Raw genomic sequence first — 26563 nt, forward strand, 5'->3', positions numbered from 1 at the left:
AGCCGAAACAGCTCGCGTACAGTAGACGCTGTAATCCTTTCCAAGGTATGGAGTGACAATGAGCGATAATCTGGTGCCCGAACCGCAGCCGACCGTGTTCGACGCGGTCAACGGCGTTCTGCAGGATGAGGAGGCCGCCCGTCGCGTGATGGCCAATCCGGCTCTGGCCAAGGGATTCCCGAACGGACATCCCGCCCCGTCGGCATCGGATGCAGACGACATGTGCGCATGCGGCCGCCACAAGAAGAGCGAATGCGGTCACGGCGACGATGACCAGCATGGCGAAGACAGCAACATCCCGCTCAAGTTCGTCGACGATATCGGCCGCGCCACCGCCGAGGACGTGCGCGAGGCCCTGCATCAGGTCATCGACCCGGAGCTCGGCATCGACGTCATCGACCTTGGTCTGGTCTACGGCATCGAGATCGACGATCAGGGCCGCGCCATCATCACGATGACGCTGACCACGCCGGCCTGCCCGCTGACCGACCTCATCGAGGACGAGTGCGCCAGCACCCTCGCCGGTCTCGTCGAGGAGTTCCGCATCGACTGGACGTGGCAGCCGCGTTGGACGATGGACAAGATCACGCCCGAGGGCCGCGAGCAGCTCGCCGCGCTCGGCTTCAACTTCGACAACATGCCGCAGTACTAAGGCGGTTGCGATACCGGATCCACTGATTCCGAAGTATCTCCTCGCAATATATGACAATGGGTTCCGACCGGTTGCGGTCGGAACCCATTGTCATAGGTCTAGGTCATATCCGAATGTCGTATCGGAAGCGATCAGTCGTCGACGACGGTTCCCTTCGGCACCACGGTGATGCCCTCGGGCGTGACGGTGAAGCCACGTGCGAGATCATGCTCGGTGTCGATGCCGACCGTGGAGTTCTCGGTCAGCACGACGTTCTTGTCGAGGATCGCCTTGTACACGCGCGCGCGACGGTTGATGATCACACCATCGAACAGGACGGAGTCGACGACCTGCGCCCACGAGTGGATGCGCACGTTCGGGGAGAGCACCGAATGGTGCACCTCGCCACCGGAGACGATCACTCCGGGGGAGACGATCGAGTCGGTCGCGTGGCCCAGACGGTCGCGTCCGGCGTGCACGAACTTGGCCGGCGGCAGCGTGCCGGAGTTCGTGTAGATCGGCCACGCCTGGTTGTACAGGTTGAACTCGGGCACGTAGGCGATCAGATCCATGTGCGCATCGTAGAACTGCTTGATCGTACCGACGTCGCGCCAATAGGCGTGATCGGTCGGCGTGGCGCCGGGGATCTCGTTCGTGTTGAAGTCGTACACGCCGGCCTCACCGCGCGAGGCGAAGTACGGGGCGATGTCGCCGCCCATGTCGTGCTTCGTGTTCTCGTTCTTCTCATCCTTGGCGAGGGCGTCGAACAGGGCGTCCGTATTGGCCACGTAGTTGCCCATCGAGGCGAGGAAGGAGTTCGGATCATCCGGAAGACCGGCGCAGGTGTCCGGCTTCTCGAGGAAGCTCTTGATCTGGTTCGGGTGCTCCGGATCCACGTCGATCACGCCGAACTGCTTCGACTGCTCGATCGGCTGGCGGATGCCGGCCACGGTGAACTCCGCGCCGGACTCGATGTGCTGCTGGACCATCTGGCCGAAGTCCATGCGGTAGACGTGGTCGGCGCCGACGATCACGACGATGTCCGGCTGGACGTCCTCGATGATGTTGATGGTCTGGTAGATGGCGTCAGCGGAGCCGAGATACCAGTGCTTGCCGAGACGCTGCTGCGCCGGCACGGGGGAGACGTAGTTGCCCAGCAGGGAGGAGAAGCGCCACATCTGGGAGATGTGACGATCCAGCGAATGGGACTTGTACTGGGTGAGCACGACGATGTGTCGGTAGTCGGAGTTCACCAGATTGGACAGGGGGAAGTCGATGAGACGGAACACGCCGCCGAAGGGAACCGCCGGCTTCGCGCGATCTCGGGTCAGCGGCATCAGGCGGGTCCCCTCGCCGCCAGCCAGTACGATCGACAAAATCTTCTGCTTGTTCTTGGCCATTGTCTACGTTGCTCCTCTCAACAACTTCCAGCGTCTTTCAACGCCGCTCGGGGTTGTAAACCGGGCATCCTTGTCTCGGTCTCACATTGACAATGATTGCACAAAAACGGCGACACGCAAGCAACGTCGCCCGCGCGTCTTGGTGTGTCACACCGCATTGGCAGTGATGCATATCACATGTTCGGAGTGCTTCGAAGACCTCGTCGCGTGTCGGAAACGATCATCGGCGGTGTGCGGTCGGAGGGGGAGACGGGGGTCAGGAGCGATGCGGGCGCGTCGCATAGAAGGCGACCGCGCTGGAGGCGGCCACGTTGAGGGAGTCGACGCCGTGCGCCATGGGGATTTTCACGGTGAGGTCGGCGCGTGCGATGGTGTGGCGCGACAGACCATCGCCCTCGGTGCCGAAGATCAGCGCCAGCTTGTCGATGTGATCGGCCTCGGCGGGATCGTTGTCGAGTCTGCGGGTGAGTTCGTCGAGACTGATCGAATCGTCCTCGAGCGCCATGGCCACCGTGGTGAAGCCGAGGGACTTCAGTTCGTCGATACCCCTGAACGGCCAGTAGCGCCTGTCCTCGCCGCCGATGCGCGTCCACGGGATCTGGAAGACGGTGCCCATCGACACGCGCGCCGCACGTCGGTACAGGGGGTCGCCGCAGGAGGGGGTGACCAGCACGGCGTCCACATCGAGCGCGGCGGCCGAACGCATCAGCGCTCCCACGTTAGTGTGGTCGACGATGTTCTCCATCACCGCCACGCGCGTGGCGTGCTCGCACACCTGCGCCACGGCGGGTAGCGGCCAGCGGCGCATGGCGCAGAGGGCCCCGCGGTGCAGACGGTATCCGGTCAGTCGCTGCAGCTGGTCGGGGGAGGCGACGTAGACCGGCACGTCCGGACCCCAATGCTCGTCGATGAAGGAGAACTCGTCTGCCATGCCCTCGATCCACTGCTCCTCGACCAGCAGGGAGATCGGCTCGCGTCCCGCGGCGAGCGCGCGGTCGATGACCTTCGGCGATTCGGCGATGAACAGTCCCTTCTCCGGCTCCAGACGGTTGCGCAGCTGGATCTCCGTCAGATTGACATAGGCCGACACGCGCTCGTCGTCGATTGATTCGAGATGGACGAAACGCATGGGGGAAACTCCTTTTGTTTGTTCTATGGTCTCTTAGGCGAGCGGCCGAATGGGGTTGTAAATATGAGAAAACCCCTTGTCTCCAAGGGGTTTTCGATGGTGCCCGAGACGGGACTTGAACCCGTACGCCCGTTAAAAATAGGCACTAGCACCTCAAGCTAGCGCGTCTACCATTCCGCCACCCGGGCAGGTGTCGCTTCGTGGCAACGAGTGATTACTCTATCATCGATCGACGGACGCGCAATCGCCGGCGTGTCGCACCGGTGTTGATAGCCTTGGAACCATGACAAACGCTTTGTTCCTCCTCGATTCGGACCATGACGACGTACCGGTCAACTCGGATGAGTTCAACGCCGGCTGGAAGATCACGCTGCCCGCCTCGGTCAGGCGTCATGCCGTGCAGGCGATGCGACTAAGGGCCGGTGACGGGCTCCAGCTCTCCGATGGCGCGGGGCTGCGCATCGCCGCCGAACTGGTCGACCCCGAAACCGGACTGGCGGAGGTGAAGGAGTTCACGCGCGAGCCGCGGCCGGTCACCCGTCTTGCGCTGGTACAGGCCCTCGCTAAGACCGGGCATGACGAACAGGCCGTCGACACGGCCACGCAGATCGGCGTCGACGAGGTGATCCCCTGGCAGGCCGACCGGTCCATCGCCAAGTGGAAGGCGGGGCGCACCGACCGCAAGTGGGGTGCCGTCATCGACGCCGCCACCGAGCAGTCGCGCCGTGCGTGGAGGCCGGAACTGGGGGAGTGCGTCTCCTCAAGGCAGATCGTGGCGATGTGCCTGCGGGCCAACGTGCACGGCGATCTGGTCGTGGTCCTCCACCAGGACGCCACCGACACGTGGGACTCCGTCGAATCGCTGGTCGCCGACCTATCGGGCAGATGTCTCGCGGACGGTAAGCCGCGCACCATATATGTGGTCGTCGGCCCCGAGGGCGGCATCAGCGAGGACGAGATCGCACGGTTCGTCGAGGCGGGGGCGCACAGCGTCGTGCTGGGGCGCATCATCCTGCGCGCCTCGACCGCCGGGCCGGTCGCGCTCTCCCTACTGAGCCGGGCGCTCGGACGGTACGCCTGACGCGCTAAGCTGAAAGGCGAGGAAACCCAAACCCCCATCGAACAACACGTCGAGCAAGGAGCACGTATGAGCGAAGCCGATGACTGCCTGTTCTGCAAGATCATCGCCGGACAGATCCCCAGCAGCAAGGTCTACGAGGACGACACCACCTATGCCTTCTACGACATCAACCCGAAGGCCAAGGTCCATGTGCTGATCGTCCCGAAGCGTCATTATGCGAACGTCGCCGAACTTGCCGCCGCCGATCCCGCCGAACTCGCCCATATCGTCGAGATCGCCCAGAGGATCGCGGACGAGCGGTTCCACGGCGCCTACCGCCTCGTGTTCAACACCGGACTCGACGCAGGACAGACGGTCTTCCACGTGCACGCCCACGTGCTCACCGGCGAAGTCCTGGACGAGTAGGGGATAAGGGCTCCGTGGCGACGACAACGCGAACCATCACCATCCCCACCCAACTCGATCCCGTGGCCGTCCTCGGACCGGTCGACGAGGTGATCCGCGAGGTGGAACGCGCGTTCCCCGACCTGACCATTCTGGTACGGGGCAACCGCGTGGCCATCGTCTCGCGATCCAAGCAGACCGAGTCCGACGCATCCAAGGCCGAGGAGCTCGTCCACACGATCATCGAGGCGGCGCATACGGCGCCGATGGACGCGGACACCGTGCGGCGGATGATCGACCAAGATGTGCTCGACAACCGCACCCGCGTCACCCATCCGGGCCACGGTCGCACCGTCGAGGCGCTGCAGCGCATGGAGGCCAACGTCTCCGCCCGTTCGACGGGCGACGAACGGCGCAGGCCCACCGTACCGGGCGTCATCACCTACGCCTCCGGACAGCCAGTGCGGGCCAAGACCCCCGGTCAGGCCGCCTACGTGGCCGCCATCGAGTCGCATACCATCACGTTCGGCATCGGCCCGGCCGGCACCGGCAAGACGTATCTGGCGGTCGCCAAGGCCGTGCGGGCCTTCCAGGACAAGCAGGTGCGCCGCATCATCCTCACCCGCCCGGCGGTGGAGGCCGGAGAGAGCCTCGGCTTCCTGCCTGGCACGCTCAACGACAAGGTCGATCCTTATCTGCGCCCGCTCTACGATGCGCTGGGGGACATGCTCGGCGCCGACCAGCTCAGACGTCTCATGGACGACGGCACCATCGAGGTGGCGCCCCTGGCCTACATGCGCGGCCGCACGCTCAACGACGCGTACGTCATCCTCGACGAGGCGCAGAACACCACCGAGCAGCAGATGAAGATGTTCCTCACCCGTCTCGGCTTCAACACGAAGATGGTCATCACCGGCGACATCACGCAGGTCGATCTGACCGTGCCCAGATCCGGACTGGCGACCATCGAGCGGATCCTCGACGGCATCAGGGACATCGCTTTCGTGCATCTCGGATCGCAGGATGTGGTGCGCCACCGTCTCGTCGGCCTGATCGTCGAGGCATACAACCGCCACGAGGGCCTCGACGGCGATCATCGCCGCATCTCCCGCCGACGCGTCGAACGCGTCGACCATGACGACCATGACGACCATGACGAACGTACCGAACATGATGCCGATCACGACGACATGAACCGAACCGAGCACCGAAAGGAACCTGCATCCGATGAGCGTTGACGTATCCAACGAGACCGTGTGGACGATCGAGCCCAAGCTGTTCTCCGATCTCGGCATATGGGTGCTCGACCAGATGCGCGTGAGCACGCAGTCCGACCTGACCATCCTCTTCGTCGACCCCGAGCCGATCGCCGAGATGCACGCGCATTGGATGAACCTCGAGGGTCCTACCGACGTGATGAGCTTCCCGATGGACGAGCTGCGCCCCGGAGACGGCAAGACCGTCATGGAGGGAGTACTCGGCGACATCGTGATCTGCCCGTGGGTCGCCGCGCAGCAGGCCGCCGCCGCCGGCCACGGCGTGCTGCAGGAGATGATGCTTCTGACCATCCACGGCATCCTGCACCTGCTCGGCTACGACCACGTCAACCCGGAGCAGGAACGTCAGATGTTCGGTCTGCAACGCCAGCTGCTGCTCACCTTCATCGCGGTGCGTCACGATCTGGGCGCCCCCGTGGGGCTGCCGGCCGGCAGCCCGGATGCGCTGGCCATCTACGACGCCGAACACGGCGCGGGCCGTCAGATCACCCACTGATCGAAGCCAGAAGCCATAAACCGTAATCTGCCATAGTCTCATATTCCCGATCGCGCTAGGAAAGAACGAACACCGATGGAGTATTCCCAATCGACCCTGATCGCCATAACCGCCGTGCTGGTCGTCGTCGCGGCCCTGCTGGTCTGGCTGTCGCTGCTGCTGGCGGCCGCCGAGGGGGCGGCGGGACGGGTCACCAGGGCGAGCCTGAACAACCTCATCCTCGAAGTGCAGACCGACACCGAACTCTCGCAGTTCTCGAGGATGAAGAAGATCACGCGCATCCACCGAGTGCAACGGCTCATCGCCGACCGGTATGCGGCGGCGGGGGCGTGTGCGTTCTTCCGCGTCACCTGCAACGTCCTCGTCGGCGCGCTCGTCGCCATCGTCGCCGCGATCTGGGGGGCGATGGTCTGGCTGCAGATCATCATCGGACTGGTCGTCGCGATCGTCGTCGGCGTGGTGAGCGTGCTGGTGCGTCCGCGCGAGACCGGCGCGGTCAAGCCTGCCGACATCATGATCAAGCATTCCTGGCTGGTGACCGTCGCGAACACGATCACCCCGTTCACCAGCATCGGCGCCGCGCCGGACGGCCGGCGCCGCTCCCAGAACCTCTCCGATGACGAGGAGCTCGAGAAGATCCAGCAGGAGCAGGGGCGCGCCACCATCGACCGTCTCGTCGAATCGAACGACTTCGACCCGGAGGTTTCGGAGATGCTGCGCAACGTGCTCACCCTCTCCGATACGCTGACCCGCGAGATCATGGTGCCGAGAACCGACATGATCTGCATCGAGAAGGACTCGACGCTGGAGGACATGCTCAAGTTGTGCTCACGCTCCGGATTCTCGCGCGTGCCCGTCATCGGCGAGGACGTCGACGACCTGATCGGCGTCGCGTACCTCAAGGACGCGGTCAGGGCCACCGCCTTCAATCCGGCGGCGATGGACCGCGAGGTGTCCTCCATCGTGCGCGATCCGATGCTGGTACCCGAATCCAAGGCGGTCGACGACCTGTTCCACCAGATGCAGCGATCCCGCCAGCATGTGGCGATCGTCGTCGACGAATACGGCGGTATCGCGGGCCTGGTGACCATCGAGGACACCATCGAGCAGATCGTCGGCGAACTCGAGGACGAGCACGACCGCACCCAGCGCGAGGAGCCCGAGAAGATCGGCGAGAACAAGTGGCGCATGCCCGCGCGCACGCCTATCGCCGATCTCGAGGAGCTCTTCGAGATCGACATCGACGAGGACGACGTCGACACCGTCTACGGCCTGCTCACCAAGCTCATCGGCCGCGTGCCGATCGTCGGGGCCTCGGCCGTGACACGCGGCCTCAGACTCACCGCGGTCGACTCGGCTGGACGCCGCAAGAAGGTGTCCACCATCGTCGTCGAACCCGCCCACGTCGAGGGGCGCGAGGAAGATGACAAGTCCGAATCCGGCGATCAGAACGCCGATGATGACGAGACGAGCAAGACACACAATACGCATGACGGCCATAGCGAAGGCCATGAGGAGTGATATGAGCGAAACAGCAACCACCGCAACCGAACAGCCGTACCGTTCCGGCTTCGTGGCGGTCGTCGGACGACCGAACGTGGGCAAGTCCACGCTGATCAACGCGCTGATCGGCACGCAGATCGCCATCGCGTCATCACGTCCGGAGACCACACGCAAGGCCATTCGCGGCATCCTCACCACCGATCATGCACAGCTGGTGCTCGTCGACACCCCCGGCATCCACCGTCCGCGCACCCTGCTCGGCCAGCGACTCAACGACATCGTCGACGAAAGCCTGTCCGACGTGGACGAGGTGGCGTTCCTGCTGCCCGCCGATCAGGAGATCGGCCCCGGAGATAAGCGCATTTTGTCCCGCCTGCGCTCCGACTTCGCCGTCAGGAAGGACGACGGCACGTTCGCGTGGAAGATCCCGCTGATCGCCATCGTCACCAAGATCGACGAACTGTCCCGCGAGCAGCTGGTCGCCAAACTCATCGAGATCAACGAGTTCGCCGATTTCGCGGACATCGTGCCCGTGAGCGCCCTGGAGCACGACAATCTCGACGAGGTGCGCAACGTGCTCATCGAGCACACGCCCGAAGGCCCGCAGATGTATCCGGCGGATCAGGTCAGCGAGGAACGTCCGGAGGAGACCATCGCCGAACTCATCCGAGGCGCGTTCCTCGAGCAGCTGGACGACGAGCTGCCGCACTCCCTGGCCGTCGTGGTCGATTCGATCGAATACCCGCAGGACAACGAGACCGGCGAGACCTATGACGGCAAGGCCGAGGTGCATGTCTCGATCTACGTGGAACGCGACTCCCAGAAGCCGATCATCATCGGCCGCGGCGCCGAGCATCTGACCGCCGTCAAGAAGAAGCTGCGCACCCCGGTCAACCGTATCGTCGGATGCAAGGCCAGACTGGACCTGCACGTCAAGGTCGCCAAGGGATGGCAGTCCGACCCCAAGAAGCTCGAGCGCCTCGGCTTCTGATCCGGTTCACACCTTCCCGACCGTTCGACGACCGTTCGATCGTCCTCCACGTCACAGACCGGCATCGGCCATGGTGATGTAGCCGGGGTCGATGAGCACCGTCTTGAGATTGTAGGCGCTCACGGACAGGGCGTCCTCGCTGATCGTACTCACCTTGGTCTTCGAGGACGATCCGGGCACGATCTCCTTGGTGACGTACTTGAGATCCGCAAGGGATTCCCCGCGATTGAGACGGACGGTCGTCTCGGCAATATCGGCGGCGATGGCGTTGCGGTTCTCCAGCCCGGTCATCCACTGCTTGCCGTTGACGACCTGCGGAATGGTGTCCACGTAGCCGCCGAAGCCGGTGACGATGGGCCAGCTGGAGTCCGACTCATCGTCAGCATCCGGATCCTTCGCGGAAGCCGAACCGTCCATGTCGTCGTCGCTTCCGCCTGACCCTCCGTCGGCATCCGGAGCCTTCGCCGGGTCGGGCACCTTGCCGCGCTGTAGATCCTTCTTTCCGGTGATGTTGCCCACGATGCCGGAAATCGTGATGGACGGGTTGATGTCCGCCGCGGAACCCGTATAGCCGAGCGAAGCAAGTTCATCGGTCACGACCGAGGCCACATAGTCGTTCATCGCGATGATCCCGTCCACCTTCGTATACGTCGTTCCCGCATCGGTCTTCTCGATGGGAAGGCGCTCGTCCAGTGCGGCGGCGATGTGCTTCTTGTCGTCCGAGGAGACGGCGACGGCGCGCCAGTCGGAATCCTTGGTGGCCTTATCGAGCAGACCGGACGGGCTGTACGCCTTACCCTGATTGAAATAGGGCTGGAGTATCCTCCACATGCCTGAGAACGCGGCGCGCGCGAACGCGTCGTCGAACTGCGTCGTATTGTCCGCGTCGGCCTCATCGCTCTTCGCGTCGGACGTCGCATCGGACTTCGAACCGGATCCCGCCCCGCTCGACTGCCCGTCCTGCGAGGCGGAGTAGGGAATCAGCACCTCGATCGCCTTGGGGTTGTCCTTGCTGGCCTTGTCCAGATCGAGTTTGGCGATGAGCTTGGTCGCCTGGAGTGCGCCGATCTGTTCGGCCGTGGAGAATCGGACGAATGCGTCGGGGGAGAATCCGTCGACGCCGTTGGACAGCAGTACCACATGCATGCCGGCGTCCTTCGCCAGTTTGAGCGCGGAATCGAGACGATTGTAGGCGTCTTGCTCGTTCTCGTCGGTGTTCTGCGCGGACGAACCGGAAGAACCGTTATCCGTCGAATCCGAGGCGTCGACGGGCTGCGTGACGTAATCGCCGTACTGACGGGTGGAGGGGTCGGCGTCGACCACCGGCGCGACGATGATCGTCGTATGCGAGGGGTCGGAGCTGTCGTTGCCGCCGTCCGAGGAGTCATGGCTGGCGGTCATGTGATCGACGACCCAGTCCTGCACGTCATGGCTCTGCTGGTCGAGACTGTCGGAGGTCGTCTTCTCGATCGCATCCTTGCGGACTCCCTGGCCGATCAGTTCCTTGGTGATCTGCGGCGTGAGCTTCGCCCATTTGTTGAGCGGCGTGCGCTGGGAGATGGTGATGCCGTCCGATGGAGTGAAGATGGCCACCGTCCCCGCGGTGGTCCTGGATGTGGTGACGGTCGTGACGCCGTTCGCATTCACGTCCTTCCCGGAGTCGGTCGAGCATGCTTCGGAGGCGAACAGCAAAGAGATCCCCGCCGCCATGGCGATCAGTCGTACTGCGATGTGGCTGCGGCTTGTGGCCATGGGGCGGGGATCCTTTCAATCGACGGACGATGCTTGGCGATCTTTTCGATCTTCGCCTCGATTGTAGTAGCCCCTCCCTAGGAAACGGGAATACGGGCTGGACTCCGGGTCACCGGATCGTCCCCGTGGGATCATTCGGCAAGCGCCTTGGCGAGGTTCTCGTCGAGCGCGTTCATGAATCCCTCGGTGTCGAGCCACGGCTGGTCGGGACCGATGAGCATGGCGAGATCCTTGGTCATCTGGCCGCCCTCGACGGTGTCGATGATCGTCTTCTCCAGCGTCTCGGCGAAGTGACGGACCTCCGGGGTGTTGTCGAGGTCCGCGCGGTGCTTGAGGCCGCCGGTCCAAGCGAAGATCGAGGCGATCGGGTTCGTGGAGGTCTTCTCGCCCTTGAGCCAGCGGCGGTAGTGGCGGGTCACGGTGCCGTGCGCCGCCTCGGCCTCGACGGTCTGGCCGTCGGGGGTCATGAGCACCGAGGTCATGAGGCCCAGCGAACCGAAGCCCTGCGCCACGGAATCGGACTGGACGTCGCCGTCGTAGTTCTTGCAGGCCCAGATGTATCCGCCGTGCCACTTGAGGGAGCTGGCGACCATGTCGTCGATGAGGCGATGCTCGTAGGTCAGCCCCTCGGCCTCGAACCTGTCCTTGTACTCGGTCTCGAACACCTCGGCGAAGATGTCCTTGAACTGTCCGTCGTACGCCTTGAGGATCGTGTTCTTCGTGGACAGATACACCGGATAGTGGCGCATGAGACCGTAGTTGAAGCAGGCGCGGGCGAAGCCCCTGATCGAATCGTTGACGTTGTACTGCACCTGGGCCACGCCGCCGTCCGCGCCGTAGTCGTAGACCACGTGCTCGATCGGCTCGGAGCCGTCCTCGGGGGTGAACGTGACGGTCAGACGTCCGGCTCCCGGCACCTTGAAGTCGGTGGCCTTGTACTGGTCGCCGAAGGCGTGGCGGGCCACGACGATCGGCTTGGTCCATCCGGGGACGAGACGCGGCACGTTGCTCATCACGATCGGCTCGCGGAAGATGGTGCCGCCCAGAATGTTGCGGATCGTGCCGTTGGGGGACTTCCACATCTTCTTCAGACCGAATTCCTTGACGCGCGCCTCGTCGGGGGTGATGGTGGCGCACTTGACGCCCACGTGCTCGCGCTTGATGGCGTTGGCCGCGTCGATGGTGACCTGGTCATCGGTGGCGTCGCGGTTCTCGATGCCCAGATCGTAGTAATCGAGATCCACATCGAGGTAGGGCAGGATCAGACGGTCCTTGATGTCCTTCCAGATGACGCGGGTCATTTCGTCGCCGTCGAGCTCGACGACTGTGCCTTCGACCTTGATTTTGGCCATGCTTCCTCCTGACGGTTGAAAAGAACGTGACCATTCATATCTCATCCATGTAACGGCGAAAGCGGGTGTTCGAATATGTGAGATGCGCCGGGATCCGCCCGCTTGCGACGTGATGCGCCGTCATACCCGCGCATTATTCTCGGGAGATATGTCTCAGGAAATTGAAATCGGTTTGGGCAAGAAGGGCCGTCTGGCCTACTCTCTGGACGATGTATCCATCGTTCCCTCCCGCAGGACCCGTGATCCCCAGGACGTCTCCACCGCATGGCAGGTGGACGCCTATGAGTTCGACGTGCCGGTCGTCGGCGCGCCGATGGACTCGGTGACGAGCCCCGCCACGGCGATCGCGATGGGCAGGCTCGGTGCGCTCGGCGTGCTCGATCTCGAGGGTCTGTGGACCCGCTACGACGATCCGACGCCGCTGCTGGAGGAGATCTCCGAGCTGCCGGCCGAGACCGCGACCAGGCGCATCCAGGAGATCTACGCCGAGCCGATCAAGGCGGAGCTGATCACCCAGCGCCTGCACGAGATCCGCGATGCGGGCGTCACCGTGGCCGGAGCGCTCTCCCCGCAGCGCACGCAGCAGTTCTACTCGACGGTGGTCGATGCGGGCGTCGACCTGTTCGTCATCCGTGGCACCGTGGTCTCCGCCGAGCATGTCTCGCAGGACCATGAGCCGCTCAACCTCAAGCAGTTCATCTACGACCTCGACGTGCCGGTCATCGTCGGCGGAGCGGCCAACTACACGGCGGCGCTGCACCTGATGCGCACCGGAGCCGCCGGCGTACTCGTCGGATTCGGCGGAGGCGCCGTCTCCGCCACCCGCAACACCATCGGCGTCGAGGCTCCGATGGCCACCGCCATCGCCGACGTGGCCGAGGCGCGCCGCGACTACATGGACGAGTCCGGCGGCCGATACGTGCAGCTCATCGCCGACGGCGGTATGGGCGATTCCGGCAGCTTCGTCAAGGCTCTTGCCCTGGGCGCGGACGCCGTCATGCTGGGAGCCCCGCTGGCGCGCGCCACCGAGGCTCCGGGCAGGGGCAAGCACTGGGGTGCCGAGGCGCGCCACCAGACGTTGCCGCGCGGCTACCGTACGGATGTCGGAACCGTGGCCCCGCTCGAGCAGATCCTGTTCGGGCCGAGCCACACCGCCGACGGCACCACCAACTTCATCGGTGCGCTGCGGCGTGCGATGGCGTCCACCGGCTACGTCGACATCAAGAGCTTCCAGCGCTGCGGCGTGGTCGTGGCGCCGTACAGCGGCCGTCGCTGAGTCGTCTGGAGCATAAGCCGGTCATCCACCGGATCATCCACAGTCATCACCATGGGTCCCCGCGTCGTTGACGCGGGGACTTTGTCGTGATGAGCTGGATCGCGAAACGGAATCGTGAAAACGGATGAAGGAGTCCCCATGACCGGCACGAACGACATCGACGACGATATGAACAGCACGGACAGTGCGGACGGCGCGGACGGCGATGGAGTCACGCGCCGGTCGACGAACGACGCACGCGACGCATGGCGATCCGAGACCAGCGGGAACGCCTACGAACCGTCCGACGGCGACGGGGCGCCATCCCGCACCGAGCAGAATCTGCCCGTATACGAGGGGTCCATCTACGTCGAGCTCGGGGCGGATGCGGTGCCATATCGCATCGTGGCCACCGAGGACGGCGTGATGGGGGAGCGAGAATGCCATGCCCTGGCGGTTTCGGCCTGCAGGATCGCATGTCTGACGGCCGATGTGATCCGCGGCAAGCTCGCCCCGTCCGCATTGAAGCGCGCCGTGACCGCGCCGTGCCTCAAACGGATCGAGACACTCGCCTTCCTGGTGGACAGCCAGCTGAGGAAAAACGTCGAACTGCGTGCACGGATGCGCTGCCTTCCCGTGGTGCCACATGACGTCTCCGGCACCCTCGTCAACGAGACGAGCGTCGAGATGGTCATCAAGATCTCCGTGGGCGGCACTGTCTACTGGTCGACCGTCACGCTCAGACGCATCGGATGCAGATGGATGTGCGCCGTCGTGGATATGGGCTAGGAAGGCATCCGATCAGGCGGTGAAATACAGGCATAGCGGGTATAGTTGAGCCTTATGTTGCGTGAATACATCTCCGACCCCGAATATGTGACCGGCGACGGCGACACGATCTTCTCGCTGCTCGCCGACAGAGCGGCATCCGAACCCGACGGCGACATCGCCGAGTACCAGGACGACGAGCGCGTCTGGCACACCGTCTCCGCCGCATCGATGCTCGCACGCGTGCGCGAAGTGGCCAAGGGCCTGATCGGTATCGGCGTCCGCCCGGGAACGATGGTGGCGATCTACTCGGCCACCTGCTACGAGTGGGGAGTCGTCGATTTCGCCTGCGCCGCGATCGGCGCGGTCAGCGTCCCCATCTACGAGACCGACTCGGAGCGGCAGGCCGCCTCCATCATCATGGATACGGCGCCGCTGATCGCGTTCGCCGGCGACCACCAGCATGCGCAGACCCTCGAGCAGGTGCGCGATCAGGTGAAGGACCTCAAGTACATCTTCAACTTCAGGGCCGACGGACTCGACGCCGTAGCCGACTTCGGCGCGCACGTGCCCGACGGCGAGCTCGACGAGGCCATCGCCCGCGTGAAGGCCGACGACATGTCGACCATCGTCTACACCTCCGGATCGACCGGCAAACCCAAGGGCGCGATGCTGTCCAACCGCAACTTCGTGCATATCGTCAAGAACGGCTACATCATCCTGGACGAGATGCTCTACGAGCCGAACCGTCTGCTGCTGTTCCTGCCGCTGGCCCATTGCTTCGCCCGCTACATCCAGTACGTGGCCGTCGGCGGGCACGGCGTGGTCGGCTACATTCCGGGCGCCAAGCATCTGCTCGCCGATCTGCGCTCGTTCAAGCCCACGTATCTGCTCGGCGTGCCGCGCGTGTTCGAGAAGGTGTACAACGCCGCCTCCCAGAAGGCAGGCAACGGCATCGCCGGACGCGTGTTCGCCGCCGCCTACCGCCATTTCGTGCAGTGGTCCAGGGACGAGCAGGAGGGACGCGGACACTCGCTGATCGCCCGCATGCAGCACTCGTTCTTCATGTCCACGGTCGGCAAGTCGGTGCGTTCGGCGCTGGGGCCGAACCTCGCCTGGCTCGCCTGCGGCGGCGCGCCCCTCAACGCCGATCTGGCGCACTTCTTCAACGGCATGGACGGCATCACCTTCATCCAGGGCTACGGCATGACCGAAACCGCGGCCCCGATGATGGTCAACTGGCAGGATGCGAACCGGGTCGGATCGGTGGGCAAGCCCGGCCCCGGCATGGGCGTGAGGCAGAACGAGGACGGCGAGCTGCTGCTCACCGGCCCGAACGTGTTCCTCGGCTACTACAAGCAGCCCGATCTGACCGCCCAGGTCAAGACCGCCGACGGCTGGATCCGCACCGGAGATCTCGGCCACATCGACGACGACGGCTTCGTGTACATCACCGGCCGCAAGAAGGACATCATCATCACGGCCGGCGGCAAGAACGTCAGCCCCGCGCCGATGGAGGAGGTCATCGCCACCTGTCCGATCGTCGACCACGCGGTCGTCGTGGGCGACGGCAAGCCGTTCATCTCCGCTCTGATCGAGCTCGACGAGGAGATGACCCGCTCCTGGCTCGCCTCGCAGGGACTCGACCGCGAGGCCCCGATGGCTGAGATCGCGGCGAACGACGCGGTGCGCGCCTACATCCAGCAGTACGTCGACAAGGCCAACGCGAACGTCTCCCGCGCCGAATCCGTGCGCAAGTTCGTCGTGCTCGACGAGGCGTTCACCCAGGAGGACGGCACGCTGACCCCGAGCCTCAAGGTCGTGCGCCCGAAGGTGCTCAAGCGCTACGAGAGCATCATCGACGGCGAGATCTACGCGCCGCGCGGCGTCTCCAAGCCGCTGCCCGCCACCGTGCGCATCCTTGACAGGACCACCGAATCGGTCAAGCGCACCGCCGAGACCGTCAAGCAGGCCTCCGAGAACGTCAACCCGAAGGCCCTGCGCTCCGCCTACGAGCAGGCCAAGGAGAACGTGTCGGATTCCATTGCTAGCGTATCCGAGAGAATCAAGCGCGAGGAGCCGGGAGCCGGGGCCGATCAGACCGACGGCACCGAGCGGACCGACCGTGCAGACGACCGTGCAGACGGTCATGACGAGGACAAGGAGAACTGAAAGCATTGGCCATCCGAGAGATTCGCATCGTACCAGATCCCGTGCTGCGCACGCCCTGCGATGAGATCCGCGAGATCACCCCGGCCGTGCGCCGGCTGGTGGACGATCTGCTGGAGACGGTGAACGATCCCGGCCGCGCCGGCCTGTCCGCCAACCAGATCGGCGTGAGTCTGCGAGCCTTCTCCTACAACATCGACGGCAAGGTAGGCTACATCCTCAATCCGGTGCTCGAGGAGACCCGCGGGGAGCAGTACGGCGACGAGGGGTGTCTGTCCGTGCCCGGCCTGTGGTACAAGACCCGCCGCGCCGACTATGCGCGTGTCAGGGGCATCGATCTTGACGGCAAGGAGATCGTGCTCGAGGGCAGCGGGCTGATGGGCCGCATGCTCCAGCACGAGACCGACCACCTCGATGGGCACGTCTATCTCGACCGTCTCGAGAAGGCGGAACGACGCGCCGCGCTGAAGTACATGCGCGAGCACGCCGACAAGTGAGCGGGCGGTAAGTCGACGGGAAAAGGCCTGTGTGATGCGCGAGTATGCGTCACACAGGCCTTTTCCATGCCACGTGGTATCCTAAAAATTTGTGTGCCAACCGGCAAGGAACGCAGTCGCAGGCGTTCCGAACCACCCATTATCGTCAACCGGCGCACCAAGAATTCGCGTCATGCTCGCGACGGCCCGTGTCGGTCGGCCCGACCCCGCGTCAATCGGGGGGAACGGCTGCACCCGGGTGCGCATGGCCAGGCAATAACCGACAAGAAAGGTGTATCACCATGGCTCAGATCACTATGAGCGAAATGCTGAAGGCCGGCCTGCACTTCGGCCACCAGACCCGCCGCTGGAACCCGAAGATGAAGCAGTTCATCCTCACCCAGCGCAACGGCATCCACATCATCAACCTGTTCAAGTCGCTCGAGATGATCGACAAGGCGTACGACTTCATCAAGACCACGGTCGCCCACAACGGCACCGTGCTCTTCGTCGGCACCAAGAAGCAGGCTCAGGAGGCCGTCTCCGCTCAGGCCACCCGCGTGAACATGCCGTACGTCTCCGAGCGCTGGCTCGGCGGCATGCTGACCAACTTCCAGACCGTCTCCAAGCGCGTCGCCCGCCTCAAGGAGCTCGAGGAGATGGACTTCTCCGACGTGCACGGCTCCGGCCTGACCAAGAAGGAGCTGCTCCTGCTCGAGCGCGAGAAGGACAAGCTGGAGAAGCAGCTGGGCGGCATCCGCAACATGGGCCGTACCCCGTCCGCGATGTTCGTCGTCGACATTAACAAGGAGGCGCTGGCCGTCGAGGAGGCCCACAAGCTGGGCATCCCGGTCGTCGCCATCGTCGATACCAACACCGACCCGGAGTCCGTTGAGTACCCGATTCCGGCCAACGATGACGCGATCCGCGGCATCGAGCTGCTGACCACCCTGATGGCCGACGCCGTCGCCGAGGGTCTGCTGGAGCGCTCCGGCAAGGCCGCCAAGGACGAGTCCGAGTCCGCCGAGCAGCCGATGGCCGCTTGGGAGAAGGACCTGCTGGAGAACCAGGACGCCGCCGCGACCGAGGCTCCGGCCGAGTCCGCCGAGGGCGAAGCCAAGGCCGAGTGACCCGTTAGGGACCGGTAGACGCTAGAATCGGAGGTGCGACAAGGATTGCACCTCCGATTCTAGGAGTACACAATCGAGTTTCATCTCAAGGAGATAGTTTCATGGCAGCAATTACCGCCGCTCTGATCAAGCAGGTTCGTGAGGACACCGGCGCCGGCATGCTCGACGTCAAGAAGGCCCTGACCGAGGCCGAAGGCGACGTCGCGCGCGCCAAGGAGATCATCCGCGCCAAGGGTATCGCCGCCGCCGGCAAGCGTGAGGGTCGCAAGGCCCAGGAGGGCACCATCGCCTCCAAGGTTGTCGAGGGCGCCAACGGCGAGACCGGCTACGCGGTCGAGCTGAACTCCGAGACCGACTTCGTGGCCAAGACCCCGAAGTTCGTCGAGTTCGCCGACACCATCCTCGGCTACGCCGTGGCCGCCGACGCGAACAACGTCGACGAGCTGCTGGCCGCCAAGGCCGGTGACGAGACCGTCAAGGAGGCCATCGAGGAAGCTGCCGCCCTGTTCGGCGAACACGTCAAGGTCGGCCAGTTCGCGAAGATCTCCGGCGAGCACGTCGAGATCTACGCCCACAAGAAGTCCGTCGAGATGCCGCCGAGCATCGTCGCGATGATCGCCACCGACAAGGCCGGTGCCGCCGTCGCGCACGAGGCCGCCCTGCAGATCTCCGCTATGGGCGCCAAGTGGCTGACCCGTGAGGATGTCCCGGCCGATGTCGTCGAGTCCGAGCGTCGTGTCGCCACCGAGAAGTCTCTCGCCGAAGGCAAGCCGGAGAAGATCGTTCCGAAGATCGTCGAGGGTCGTCTGAACGCCTTCTACAAGGAGGTCGTCCTGCTCGAGCAGCCGTTCGTCAAGGATCCGTCCAAGAACGTCGGCAAGCTGTTCGAAGAGGTCGGCGGCAAGGCTCTGGCCTTCGCCCGCATCGAGGTCGGCAAGGGCGAAGAGGACTGATCCTTCGTCATCCCGTCCGTGAGCGGCCGTGCACCACGTCTCCACGCGTGGCGCACGGCCGCTTGCCGTAATTCGTGAAATACGAACGACACGAACGACATCGAGGGGGAGGAGCGATATGAATCGCCAATCACCGAGGGGACATGGCTTCAGATACGTACCCGCTACCAGGGCCACGGCGGTGGGGCTCTCGGCCCTCCTGCTGTGGAGCATGATGACCGCGCTCGTACGCATCGTCGCGGAATCGTTCGGCGCCACGCTCGGATCGGCGATGATCTACACCGTCGGCGTCGTGCTGCTGCTCGTCTTCCACAGACCGGCGCCGCTGGGGGAATACCCCCGGCGCTACCTTGTGATCGGCGGCATACTGTTCGTCTTCTACGAGTCGTCGATCTCCCTGTCGATCGGTCTGGCGTCCACCGCCGCGCAGTCGGTCGAGGTCAGTCTCGTCAACTATCTGTGGCCCACGATGATGGTGCTGCTCTCCGCCGGCATCACCAAGCCGCGGGTCAAGGGGGCAGTATGGCGGGCCATCCCCGGCGCCGTGGTCGCCACCATCGGCGTGGCTCTTGCGGTCGGCGGCAACAGCGGACTCGATTTCACTGCCGCGACGGGTCATATCGCCTCCAATCCGCTGCCGTACCTGCTCGCCTTCCTCGGGGCGTCCGCATGGTCCGTGTACGCCGTCATCACCCCGACGCTGTCCGGCGGACTCGACGGCACGTCCGTGTTCTTCCCCGGAGTGGCCGTCGCACTGTGGATCATCCACTTCATGTCCGGTCAGGGTTTGCCCTCCTCGATGCCGGGTGTCATCGACTGGATCGCCGTCCTCGGATGCGCGGTGGTCATCGCCGGCGGCTACGCCTGCTGGGGCTACGGCATCCTGCATGGCAGCCTCAGGACACTCGCCATCGCGTCCTACGCGACTCCGGTACTCTCCGTGGCGGCCAGCTCGCTGATCCTCGGTCTGGCGCTCTCGCTGCCGTTCTGGTTCGGAACCATGCTGGTGGTCTCCGGATCGGTGCTCAACTGGCTCGCCGCACGTTCGACGCGAAACCGTCCGAGAACCGCGGACGTCGAACCGCCGGACGCCTGTCGCGAATAGCGGATAACCTGTTAGACGGTAATTTTCGTGGGTCCCGGCCGACACCGGACTCGGACCCGAGAACGAAAGGGTGTTCCATGACTGGCAACGATGCAAAAGACAAACCGCGCAGGGTCCTCCTCAAGCTGTCCGGAGAGGCGTTCGGCGGCGGCAAGGTAGGCATCGACACCTCGGTGATCCGTCGCATCGCCGAGGAGATCGTCCCGGCGGTGCGTCAGGGCGTGCAGGTCGCCATCGTGACCGGTGGCGGCAACTTCTTCCGCGGCGCCGAGCTCCAGCAGGCCGGCATCGACCGTTCCCGCGGCGACTACATGGGCATGCTCGGCACCGTGATGAACTGCCTCGCCCTGCAGGACTTCCTCGAGCAGGAGGGACAGGCCACCCGCGTGCAGACCGCCATCACGATGGGCCAGGTCGCCGAGCCGTACATCCCGCTCAAGGCCATCCGCCATCTTGAGAAGGGCCGCGTGGTCATCTTCGGCGCCGGCGCCGGCATGCCGTACTTCTCCACCGACACCGTCTCCATCCAGCGCTCCCTCGAGATCCACTGCGATGAGGTCGTCATGGGCAAGAACGGCGTCGACGGCGTGTACACCGCCGATCCGCGCAAGGACCCGAACGCCAAGCGCTTCGAGACGCTGAGCTACAACCGCGCCCTCGTCGACAACCTCGCCGTGATGGACGCCTCCGCGCTGTCCATGGCACGCGACAACAAGAAGCGCATCCGCGTGTTCGGCCTCGAGGAGCCGGGCAACGTCACCCGCGCCCTGCTCGGCGAGGAAATCGGCACGCTCGTGTCCACCGCCGAATCGCGCGTGGCGGACTGACCCGCGGCCACCTCGGGCATCTACAATCGAAAGACGAAACCGTTCGTCTGAACCGTTCGTGGAAGAACAGACAGCACACAAGCTCTAACTTAAGGAGAACACACATGGCAAACGTCATCGATCAGGCCAAGGAACAGATGGCCAAGACAGTGGAGAACACCAAGGAGAACTTTGCGGGCATCCGCACCGGCCGTGCCAACCCGGCGCTGCTCAACGGCATCATGGTCGACTACTACGGCGCCCCGACGCCGATCAAGGCCGTCGCCTCCATCGGCGTTCCCGAACCGCGCACCCTGTCCGTCACCCCGTTCGACGCATCCCAGGCCGGCGCCGTCGAGAAGGCGATCCGCAACTCGGATCTCGGCATCAGCCCGAACCGTGACGGCAACGTCATCCGCCTGACCATGCCGGAACTCACCGAGGACCGCCGCAAGGAGTACGTCAAGCTCGCCAAGTCCAAGGCCGAGGACGGCAAGGTCGCCGTGCGCAACATCCGCCGCAAGACCAAGGAAGGCATCGACAAGTCCGTCAAGGACGGCGATCTGGGCGAGGACGAGGGCGATCGTCTGCTCAAGGACCTCGACAAGGTCACCAAGTCCATCACCGACGAGATCGATGCCCTGCTCGAGACCAAGCAGAAGGAGATCATGGAGGTCTGAACCTCCGACACACCCATGGAACGCAACGAACAACTCCACGAAGAGGCCGAGGTCGCGCTCGACGAGATCAACAAGAAGACCGGGCGCAACATGCCCCAGGCGATCGGCACGGCCGTGCTGCTCATCGCCGTCATTCTCGCCGCACTGCTCATCAACATCGACCTGTTCGTGGCGTTGGTCGTCGTGTTCATGGTGCTGGCCCTGTGGGAACTGCGCGTCGACTTCGCGACGGTCGGTCTGCATATACCCGTGGTCATGCTATGGATCTGCTCGGCCATCACCCTCTTCGCCGCATACTTCTCGCCACTGCATGTGGTGGCCATGGCGCTGTGTGCCATGGCGTCGATCATGCTCGTGGCCATGTCCGCCACGGCCAAGCTGAGCTTCAGCAATCGTCTGTCGCTCGCCGTCGCGAACAAGCTGTCCAGCACCGAGGCGGGGGCGCGCCTTGAATCGTCGTTCAACCACGACGGCGGCGAACAGCATCATTCGAGGCTCAGCCATGTGGCGGTCTCCGTGCTCACGGTGCTCTACATCCCGGTGCTCGCCTCCTGCATCATCATCCCGCTGACCTTCCACGGTCACCCCGTCGCCCATGCGATCATGCTGGTGTTCCTGCCGGCGCTGTCCGATACCGGAGGCCTGTTCGCCGGCGCATGGCTGGGCAGGCACAAGCTCTCCCCGCGCATCTCCCCGAAGAAGAGCTGGGAGGGTCTGGCGGGCTCGATCCTGTTCGCCATGGCCGGGGCGTTCGCCGTCATGTTCTTCACCTACACCCCCGACGTGTGGGCCGCCAAATGGTGGGTGCCGATCGTCTCCGGCATACTCGTCGGCGTGACCGGCACGTTCGGCGACCTGTGCGCCTCGATGATCAAGCGCGATCTCGGCATCAAGGATATGGGTCACCTGCTCAAGGGACACGGCGGAGTCATGGATCGTGTCGACTCGATCCTCATGGCCGCTCCCTTCACCTGCATCCTGCTGTGGTTCACCGGCCTGTAACGGCGAACCGTTGACATTGGTTTGGCCACTTGACTACAAGGCCTTACGAAAGGAACATCCAAGGACCGACATGGCCATTGACGATCAGCATCATGACACTCCCGAGACGGGCATCACCCCCGGTGGCACCACCGGCGCGTTCCGCGATGTGCTTTCCAAGGACCACGCCCGGCGCGGCAAACCACCGCTGCATTTCACTGATATGACCGGCGAGGAGCGGATCGCCAGGGCCGCCGAACTGGGTCTGCCGAAGTTCCGCGTCAAGCAGCTCGCCAACCACTACTACGGCCACTTCGACGTCAACGCCGCCGAGTTCACCGATTTTCCCGCCGCCAAACGCGACGAGGCTGCCGCCGCGTTCTTCCCTGAACTCATCCATGAGGTCACCCGGCAGGTGGCCGACGAAGGCACCACCATCAAGACCCTGTGGCGTCTGTTCGACGGCTCCCATATCGAATCCGTGCTCATGCGCTATCCGACGCGCACCACGCTGTGCATCTCCAGCCAGGTGGGCTGCGGCATGGGCTGCCCGTTCTGCGCCACGGGCAAGCTCGGTCTCACCCGCAACATGTCCGCGGGTGAGATCCTTGAACAGGTGCGTGTCGCCGCACGCATGATGCGCGACGGCGAGGTCGCCGGAGGACCCGGGCGTCTGAGCAACATCGTGTTCATGGGCATGGGCGAGCCGATGGGCAACTACCGATCCGTGATCTCCGCCGTACGTCAGATCTCCGCCATGCCGCCCGAGGGGTTCGGCATTTCCGCACGCAACATCACCGTCTCCACCGTGGGTGTCGTCCCCGGCATCAAAAAGCTCACCGCCGAGGGGCTTCCGGTGCGTCTGGCGGTGTCGCTGCACGCGCCGAGCGACGAGCTGCGCGACGAACTCGTGCCGATGAACAAGCGTTTCAACACCACTGAAGTGCTCGACGCCGCGCATGACTACTTCCTTGCCTCCAAGCGCCGCGTCAGCATCGAATACGCGCTGATGCGCGGCATCAACGACCAGGCCGAGCACGCCAGGCTCCTCGCCAAGCGGCTCAACCACTACGGCGACAACTGGGCGCATGTCAACCCGATCCCGCTCAATCCGATAGAGGGTTCTCGCTGGACCGCCTCCAAACCCGAGGACGAGGCACGGTTCCTCGATATCCTGCACGCAGCCGGCATCACCGCCACATTGCGCGACACTCGCGGTCAGGACATCGACGGCGCCTGCGGACAGCTCGCCGCCAAGACCAGGGAGGCGTTCGAGCGTCGGTCGTGAGACCGAATCGGATGATCGTCGTCGCGAGTCAGCCGCGAGTCAGCATAGCGAGACGCGCGATGACGATGTAACGCTTCGCCGCTAGCCTTGACATCTGTAACGAAAGCCTTGCAAAGCAAAGGGGAGTGAAGTATGACGCTGGCGGTTCGAGTCATCCCGTGCCTGGACGTCGATGCCGGACGAGTGGTCAAGGGCGTGCATTTCGAGAATCTCAAGGATGCCGGCGACCCGGTGGAGCTTGCCGCCGAATACTACCGGCAGGGCGCTGACGAGCTGACGTTCCTCGACGTGACCGCCTCCAGCTCCCATCGTGGCACGATGGTCGACGTCGTCAGCCGCACCGCCGAGCAGGTCTTCATCCCGATGACCGTCGGCGGCGGCGTGCGCACTCCCGAGGACGTCGACTCCCTGCTGCGCTGCGGCGCGGACAAGGTGGGCGTCAATACCGCCGCCATCAACGATCCCACGCTGATCAGCAGGGTCGCCGAGCGCTTCGGCAACCAGGTCCTCGTGCTCTCCGTCGACGCACGTCGCGAGAAGGGCGAGCAGCATACGCAGTCCGGCTTCGAGGTCACCACGATGGGCGGTCGCAAGTCCACCGGCATCGACGCGATCTGGTGGGTCAAGCGAGCCGAGCAGCTCGGCGCCGGTGAGATCCTCCTGAACTCGATGGACGCCGACGGCACCAAGCAGGGCTTCGACCTCGAGATGATCCGCGCCGTGCGCAAAGAGGTCAGCATCCCGATCATCGCCTCCGGCGGCGCCGGCAAGGTCGAGGACTTCCCGCCCGCGATCGAGGCGGGCGCGAACGCCGTGCTCGCGGCATCCGTCTTCCACTTCGGCATCATGACCATCGCCGACGTCAAGGCCGAGCTCAAGCGCCACGGCTACACCGTGCGCTAGAGCGGCTCTTCGGATTATCAGGTTTCCAAAGGCAGACAAGGACATATGACAGACATCACCTACGACAATTCAACCGAACTCGACCCGCGCATCGCGGACCGTCTCAAGCGCGACGCGAAGGGTCTCGTGGCCGCCGTGATCCAGCAGTATGACACCCGCGAGGTGCTCATGGTCGGGTACATGAACGACGAGGCGCTGCGCCGCACGCTCACCACCGGACGCGTGACCTTCTGGTCCCGCTCCCGTCAGGAATACTGGCGCAAGGGCGACACCTCCGGCCACGTGCAATACGTCAAGGGGGTCTCGCTCGACTGCGACGGCGACGCACTGCTCGTCGAGGTCGATCAGGTGGGGGCCGCATGCCACACCGGCAAGCGCAGCTGCTTCCTCGAGGGTGGTCCGCTGCCGGTCGTCGAGGGGCATCGCACCGTGGAGCAGGAGCGGAAGCAGGAGGAGAATCGATGAGCAGAAACACCGAAACCGTCGGCGACGAGAACAGCGTCAGAGGACTCAACTGGGGCGGCACATGGCCGTCGCGCGAGCAGTTCCACCGTCTTGCCGATGAGGGGTACCGCGTCATCCCGATCGTGCGCCGGCTGCTCGCCGACTCGCTCACTCCGGTCGGCTTCTACGAGCGTCTCGCCAACGGCCGTTCGGGCACATTCATCCTCGAATCCGCCGAATACGGCGGCACGTGGAGCCGTTACAGCTTCATCGGCGTCAATTCGATGGCGCAGCTGCGTGCCGACAAGGACGGCAACGCCGACTGGCTCGGCACCGTACCCGCCGGCGTGCCGACGCACGGTGATGTGGTGGAGGTCGCCCACGCCACGTTGAAGGCGTTGAAGGCTCCGCACGTCGACGGTCTGCCGAATCTCACCTCTGGTCTGGTCGGTACCGTCGGCTGGGACGCGATCCGCCACTGGGAGCCCACGCTGCGCGCCGAGGCCCCGGACGAGACCGGCCAGCCGCAGATGGTGCTCGCCCTCGCCACCGACATCGCCGTCGTCGACCATGTCTCCGGGTCCGTGTGGCTCATCGCCAACGCGATCAACGTGGACGACAAGCCCACGCGTGCTGACGTCGCCTACGACGAGGCCGTCGCGCGTCTGGAGCGCATGCAGGTCGACGCCTCCACGCCGACCCCCGGTGAGGCGCGCGTCAACGCGCTCGATCCGTCGAGGCCGCAGCCGCAACTGCGGTTCCGCACCGAGAAAAGCCGGTACGAGCAGGCCGTCGAGGCCGCTAAGAAGCACATCGTCGACGGCGACGTGTTCCAGGTGGTCATCTCCCAGCGTCTCGACATCGATTCTCCGGCGGACCCGTTCGACGTGTACCGCGTGCTGCGCACCCTGAACCCGAGCCCGTACATGTACTTCATGGCGCTCACCGACGCCGAGGGCCGGGACTTCAACGTCATCGGATCCAGTCCGGAGACCCTCATCAAGGTCGACAACGGGCATGCGATGACCTTCCCGATCGCAGGTTCCCGCCCGCGCGGCGCCACCCCCGAGGAGGACGAGAAGCTCGCCAAGGAGCTGCTCGCCGATCCCAAGGAGCGCAGCGAGCACATCATGCTCGTCGACCTGTCGCGCAACGACCTGAGCAAGGTGTGCGTTCCGCAGTCCGTCGAGGTCGTCCAGCTCATGGACATCAAGCGATTCAGCCACATCATGCACATCTGCTCGACGGTCACCGGCAGGGTCGACCCGTCGCTGACCGCGTTCGACGTGTTCAAATCCGCGTTCCCGGCCGGCACGCTCTCCGGCGCCCCCAAGCCGCGCGCGGTCGAGATCATCGACGAGCTTGAGGTGGCCGACCGCGGCATCTACGGCGGCACCGTCGGCTATTTCGATTTCTCCGGCAACATGGACATGGCCATCGCCATCCGCACCGCGTTCCTGCGCGATCATGAGGCGAGCGTGCAGGCCGGCGCCGGCATCGTGCTCGACTCCGTGCCCGCCAACGAATGGCAGGAGACCCGCAACAAGGCCGAGGCCAGCGTCGAATCCGTGCAGATCGCCGCGCAGCTGCGCGAACTGTGAATCCACGG

General features: G+C 64.5%; 25 protein-coding genes and 1 tRNA gene. 21 read left to right on the forward strand and 5 right to left on the reverse strand.

All coding sequences use genetic code 11. The annotated features are described in order from the left end of the window. Window positions 1–58: 58 nt before the first annotated feature. Window positions 59–652 carry a metal-sulfur cluster assembly factor gene (locus tag BCAL_RS09700; protein ID WP_043164113.1) on the forward strand — a complete coding sequence of 198 codons (594 nt, stop codon included), beginning with the start codon at window positions 59–61 and terminating at the stop codon, window positions 650–652. A 131-nt stretch (window positions 653–783) separates the two neighbouring features. Here the strand turns inward: BCAL_RS09700 and glgC are convergent, their stop codons facing one another. The 3 genes from glgC to BCAL_RS09715 all read right to left on the reverse strand — a co-directional run bounded on the left by glgC (window position 784) and on the right by BCAL_RS09715 (window position 3348). After that, window positions 784–2031: a glucose-1-phosphate adenylyltransferase gene (gene glgC, locus BCAL_RS09705; RefSeq protein WP_043164111.1), complete on the reverse strand. Its 1248-nt coding sequence runs from the start codon at window positions 2029–2031 to the stop codon at window positions 784–786. Between the two features lie 256 nt (window positions 2032–2287). Continuing rightward, on the reverse strand, window positions 2288–3160 hold the full coding sequence (locus BCAL_RS09710) for a TrmH family RNA methyltransferase (protein ID WP_043164109.1): 873 nt from the start codon (window positions 3158–3160) through the stop codon (window positions 2288–2290). 97 nt (window positions 3161–3257) lie between these two features. Beyond that, a tRNA-Leu gene (locus BCAL_RS09715) sits at window positions 3258–3348 on the reverse strand. A gap of 95 nt (window positions 3349–3443) precedes the next feature. Between BCAL_RS09715 and BCAL_RS09720 the strand changes: the two genes are divergently transcribed. The 6 genes from BCAL_RS09720 to era all read left to right on the forward strand — a co-directional run bounded on the left by BCAL_RS09720 (window position 3444) and on the right by era (window position 8892). Then, window positions 3444–4241, forward strand: a complete 798-nt coding sequence (locus BCAL_RS09720) for a 16S rRNA (uracil(1498)-N(3))-methyltransferase (protein WP_043164107.1) — start codon at window positions 3444–3446, stop codon at window positions 4239–4241. Between the two features lie 66 nt (window positions 4242–4307). Continuing rightward, a complete protein-coding gene (locus tag BCAL_RS09725) occupies window positions 4308–4646 on the forward strand; it encodes a histidine triad nucleotide-binding protein (protein ID WP_043164105.1) in 339 nt (112 codons plus the stop codon). A 14-nt stretch (window positions 4647–4660) separates the two neighbouring features. Then, a complete protein-coding gene (locus BCAL_RS09730) occupies window positions 4661–5863 on the forward strand; it encodes a PhoH family protein (protein WP_043164103.1) in 1203 nt (400 codons plus the stop codon). Then, window positions 5853–6398, forward strand: a complete 546-nt coding sequence (gene ybeY, locus BCAL_RS09735; protein WP_043164101.1) for an rRNA maturation RNase YbeY — start codon at window positions 5853–5855, stop codon at window positions 6396–6398. Before BCAL_RS09730 ends, ybeY begins: the two co-directional genes overlap by 11 nt. 75 nt (window positions 6399–6473) lie before the next feature. Next, entirely contained in the window at window positions 6474–7919 is a 1446-nt protein-coding gene (locus BCAL_RS09740) for a hemolysin family protein (RefSeq protein WP_043164099.1), read from the forward strand. Window position 7920: 1 nt separating this feature from the next. Further along, on the forward strand, window positions 7921–8892 hold the full coding sequence (era, locus tag BCAL_RS09745; protein WP_238549684.1) for a GTPase Era: 972 nt from the start codon (window positions 7921–7923) through the stop codon (window positions 8890–8892). Window positions 8893–8943: 51 nt separating this feature from the next. Here the strand turns inward: era and BCAL_RS09750 are convergent, their stop codons facing one another. Continuing rightward, window positions 8944–10644 carry a type 1 periplasmic-binding domain-containing protein gene (locus tag BCAL_RS09750; RefSeq protein WP_043164095.1) on the reverse strand — a complete coding sequence of 567 codons (1701 nt, stop codon included), beginning with the start codon at window positions 10642–10644 and terminating at the stop codon, window positions 8944–8946. Window positions 10645–10775: 131 nt separating this feature from the next. Continuing rightward, window positions 10776–11996 (reverse strand): NADP-dependent isocitrate dehydrogenase, encoded by a 1221-nt coding sequence (locus BCAL_RS09755; protein WP_043164093.1) that lies wholly within the window; start codon window positions 11994–11996, stop codon window positions 10776–10778. 148 nt (window positions 11997–12144) lie between these two features. Between BCAL_RS09755 and BCAL_RS09760 the strand changes: the two genes are divergently transcribed. The 14 genes from BCAL_RS09760 (at window position 12145) to trpE (ending at window position 26555) form a co-directional block, all read left to right on the forward strand. Further along, on the forward strand, window positions 12145–13272 hold the full coding sequence (locus BCAL_RS09760; protein WP_043164091.1) for a GuaB3 family IMP dehydrogenase-related protein: 1128 nt from the start codon (window positions 12145–12147) through the stop codon (window positions 13270–13272). Between the two features lie 138 nt (window positions 13273–13410). Then, window positions 13411–14040 carry a hypothetical protein gene (locus BCAL_RS12385; protein WP_052118973.1) on the forward strand — a complete coding sequence of 210 codons (630 nt, stop codon included), beginning with the start codon at window positions 13411–13413 and terminating at the stop codon, window positions 14038–14040. Between the two features lie 54 nt (window positions 14041–14094). Next, window positions 14095–16191: an AMP-dependent synthetase/ligase gene (locus BCAL_RS09770; RefSeq protein ID WP_081887414.1), complete on the forward strand. Its 2097-nt coding sequence runs from the start codon at window positions 14095–14097 to the stop codon at window positions 16189–16191. 5 nt (window positions 16192–16196) lie between these two features. Continuing rightward, window positions 16197–16685 carry a peptide deformylase gene (gene def, locus BCAL_RS09775; protein ID WP_043164089.1) on the forward strand — a complete coding sequence of 163 codons (489 nt, stop codon included), beginning with the start codon at window positions 16197–16199 and terminating at the stop codon, window positions 16683–16685. 281 nt (window positions 16686–16966) lie between these two features. After that, the gene (gene rpsB / locus BCAL_RS09780; RefSeq protein ID WP_043164087.1) at window positions 16967–17794 is read left to right on the forward strand and encodes a 30S ribosomal protein S2; all 828 of its coding nucleotides are present in this window, start codon (window positions 16967–16969) and stop codon (window positions 17792–17794) included. Between the two features lie 101 nt (window positions 17795–17895). Beyond that, a complete protein-coding gene (gene tsf, locus BCAL_RS09785) occupies window positions 17896–18747 on the forward strand; it encodes a translation elongation factor Ts (RefSeq protein WP_043164085.1) in 852 nt (283 codons plus the stop codon). A gap of 118 nt (window positions 18748–18865) precedes the next feature. Then, window positions 18866–19852, forward strand: a complete 987-nt coding sequence (yddG, locus tag BCAL_RS09790) for an aromatic amino acid DMT transporter YddG (protein ID WP_052118972.1) — start codon at window positions 18866–18868, stop codon at window positions 19850–19852. A gap of 77 nt (window positions 19853–19929) precedes the next feature. Further along, window positions 19930–20679 carry a UMP kinase gene (pyrH, locus tag BCAL_RS09795; RefSeq protein WP_043164083.1) on the forward strand — a complete coding sequence of 250 codons (750 nt, stop codon included), beginning with the start codon at window positions 19930–19932 and terminating at the stop codon, window positions 20677–20679. 104 nt (window positions 20680–20783) lie between these two features. Next, a complete protein-coding gene (frr, locus tag BCAL_RS09800) occupies window positions 20784–21338 on the forward strand; it encodes a ribosome recycling factor (protein ID WP_043164081.1) in 555 nt (184 codons plus the stop codon). A 15-nt stretch (window positions 21339–21353) separates the two neighbouring features. Next, window positions 21354–22340: a phosphatidate cytidylyltransferase gene (locus tag BCAL_RS09805; protein ID WP_043164079.1), complete on the forward strand. Its 987-nt coding sequence runs from the start codon at window positions 21354–21356 to the stop codon at window positions 22338–22340. 70 nt (window positions 22341–22410) lie between these two features. Continuing rightward, a complete protein-coding gene (gene rlmN, locus BCAL_RS09810; protein ID WP_043164077.1) occupies window positions 22411–23607 on the forward strand; it encodes a dual-specificity RNA methyltransferase RlmN in 1197 nt (398 codons plus the stop codon). Between the two features lie 132 nt (window positions 23608–23739). Continuing rightward, the gene (gene hisF, locus BCAL_RS09815) at window positions 23740–24510 is read left to right on the forward strand and encodes an imidazole glycerol phosphate synthase subunit HisF (RefSeq protein ID WP_043164075.1); all 771 of its coding nucleotides are present in this window, start codon (window positions 23740–23742) and stop codon (window positions 24508–24510) included. A gap of 45 nt (window positions 24511–24555) precedes the next feature. Continuing rightward, entirely contained in the window at window positions 24556–24975 is a 420-nt protein-coding gene (gene hisI / locus BCAL_RS09820; RefSeq protein ID WP_043164074.1) for a phosphoribosyl-AMP cyclohydrolase, read from the forward strand. Further along, window positions 24972–26555, forward strand: a complete 1584-nt coding sequence (trpE, locus tag BCAL_RS09825; protein ID WP_043164072.1) for an anthranilate synthase component I — start codon at window positions 24972–24974, stop codon at window positions 26553–26555. Before hisI ends, trpE begins: the two co-directional genes overlap by 4 nt. Window positions 26556–26563: the final 8 nt, after the last annotated feature.

This window comes from Bifidobacterium callitrichos DSM 23973, assembly GCF_000741175.1.
GTDB classification, from domain to species: domain Bacteria; phylum Actinomycetota; class Actinomycetes; order Actinomycetales; family Bifidobacteriaceae; genus Bifidobacterium; species Bifidobacterium callitrichos.

What these genes read in the sequence shown, in the direction of transcription:
- BCAL_RS09700 (WP_043164113.1), top strand. Translation starts at nt 59, where the DNA reads ATGAGCGATAATCTGGTGCCCGAACCGCAGCCGACCGTGTTCGACGCG.
- glgC (WP_043164111.1), bottom strand. Translation starts at nt 2,031, where the DNA reads ATGGCCAAGAACAAGCAGAAGATTTTGTCGATCGTACTGGCTGGCGGC.
- BCAL_RS09710 (WP_043164109.1), bottom strand. Translation starts at nt 3,160, where the DNA reads ATGCGTTTCGTCCATCTCGAATCAATCGACGACGAGCGCGTGTCGGCC.
- BCAL_RS09720 (WP_043164107.1), top strand. Translation starts at nt 3,444, where the DNA reads ATGACAAACGCTTTGTTCCTCCTCGATTCGGACCATGACGACGTACCG.
- BCAL_RS09725 (WP_043164105.1), top strand. Translation starts at nt 4,308, where the DNA reads ATGAGCGAAGCCGATGACTGCCTGTTCTGCAAGATCATCGCCGGACAG.
- ybeY (WP_043164101.1), top strand. Translation starts at nt 5,853, where the DNA reads ATGAGCGTTGACGTATCCAACGAGACCGTGTGGACGATCGAGCCCAAG.
- BCAL_RS09740 (WP_043164099.1), top strand. Translation starts at nt 6,474, where the DNA reads ATGGAGTATTCCCAATCGACCCTGATCGCCATAACCGCCGTGCTGGTC.
- era (WP_238549684.1), top strand. Translation starts at nt 7,921, where the DNA reads ATGAGCGAAACAGCAACCACCGCAACCGAACAGCCGTACCGTTCCGGC.
- BCAL_RS09750 (WP_043164095.1), bottom strand. Translation starts at nt 10,644, where the DNA reads ATGGCCACAAGCCGCAGCCACATCGCAGTACGACTGATCGCCATGGCG.
- BCAL_RS09755 (WP_043164093.1), bottom strand. Translation starts at nt 11,996, where the DNA reads ATGGCCAAAATCAAGGTCGAAGGCACAGTCGTCGAGCTCGACGGCGAC.
- BCAL_RS09760 (WP_043164091.1), top strand. Translation starts at nt 12,145, where the DNA reads ATGTCTCAGGAAATTGAAATCGGTTTGGGCAAGAAGGGCCGTCTGGCC.
- BCAL_RS12385 (WP_052118973.1), top strand. Translation starts at nt 13,411, where the DNA reads ATGACCGGCACGAACGACATCGACGACGATATGAACAGCACGGACAGT.
- BCAL_RS09770 (WP_081887414.1), top strand. Translation starts at nt 14,095, where the DNA reads ATGTTGCGTGAATACATCTCCGACCCCGAATATGTGACCGGCGACGGC.
- rpsB (WP_043164087.1), top strand. Translation starts at nt 16,967, where the DNA reads ATGGCTCAGATCACTATGAGCGAAATGCTGAAGGCCGGCCTGCACTTC.
- tsf (WP_043164085.1), top strand. Translation starts at nt 17,896, where the DNA reads ATGGCAGCAATTACCGCCGCTCTGATCAAGCAGGTTCGTGAGGACACC.
- yddG (WP_052118972.1), top strand. Translation starts at nt 18,866, where the DNA reads ATGAATCGCCAATCACCGAGGGGACATGGCTTCAGATACGTACCCGCT.
- pyrH (WP_043164083.1), top strand. Translation starts at nt 19,930, where the DNA reads ATGACTGGCAACGATGCAAAAGACAAACCGCGCAGGGTCCTCCTCAAG.
- frr (WP_043164081.1), top strand. Translation starts at nt 20,784, where the DNA reads ATGGCAAACGTCATCGATCAGGCCAAGGAACAGATGGCCAAGACAGTG.
- BCAL_RS09805 (WP_043164079.1), top strand. Translation starts at nt 21,354, where the DNA reads ATGGAACGCAACGAACAACTCCACGAAGAGGCCGAGGTCGCGCTCGAC.
- rlmN (WP_043164077.1), top strand. Translation starts at nt 22,411, where the DNA reads ATGGCCATTGACGATCAGCATCATGACACTCCCGAGACGGGCATCACC.
- hisF (WP_043164075.1), top strand. Translation starts at nt 23,740, where the DNA reads ATGACGCTGGCGGTTCGAGTCATCCCGTGCCTGGACGTCGATGCCGGA.
- hisI (WP_043164074.1), top strand. Translation starts at nt 24,556, where the DNA reads ATGACAGACATCACCTACGACAATTCAACCGAACTCGACCCGCGCATC.
- trpE (WP_043164072.1), top strand. Translation starts at nt 24,972, where the DNA reads ATGAGCAGAAACACCGAAACCGTCGGCGACGAGAACAGCGTCAGAGGA.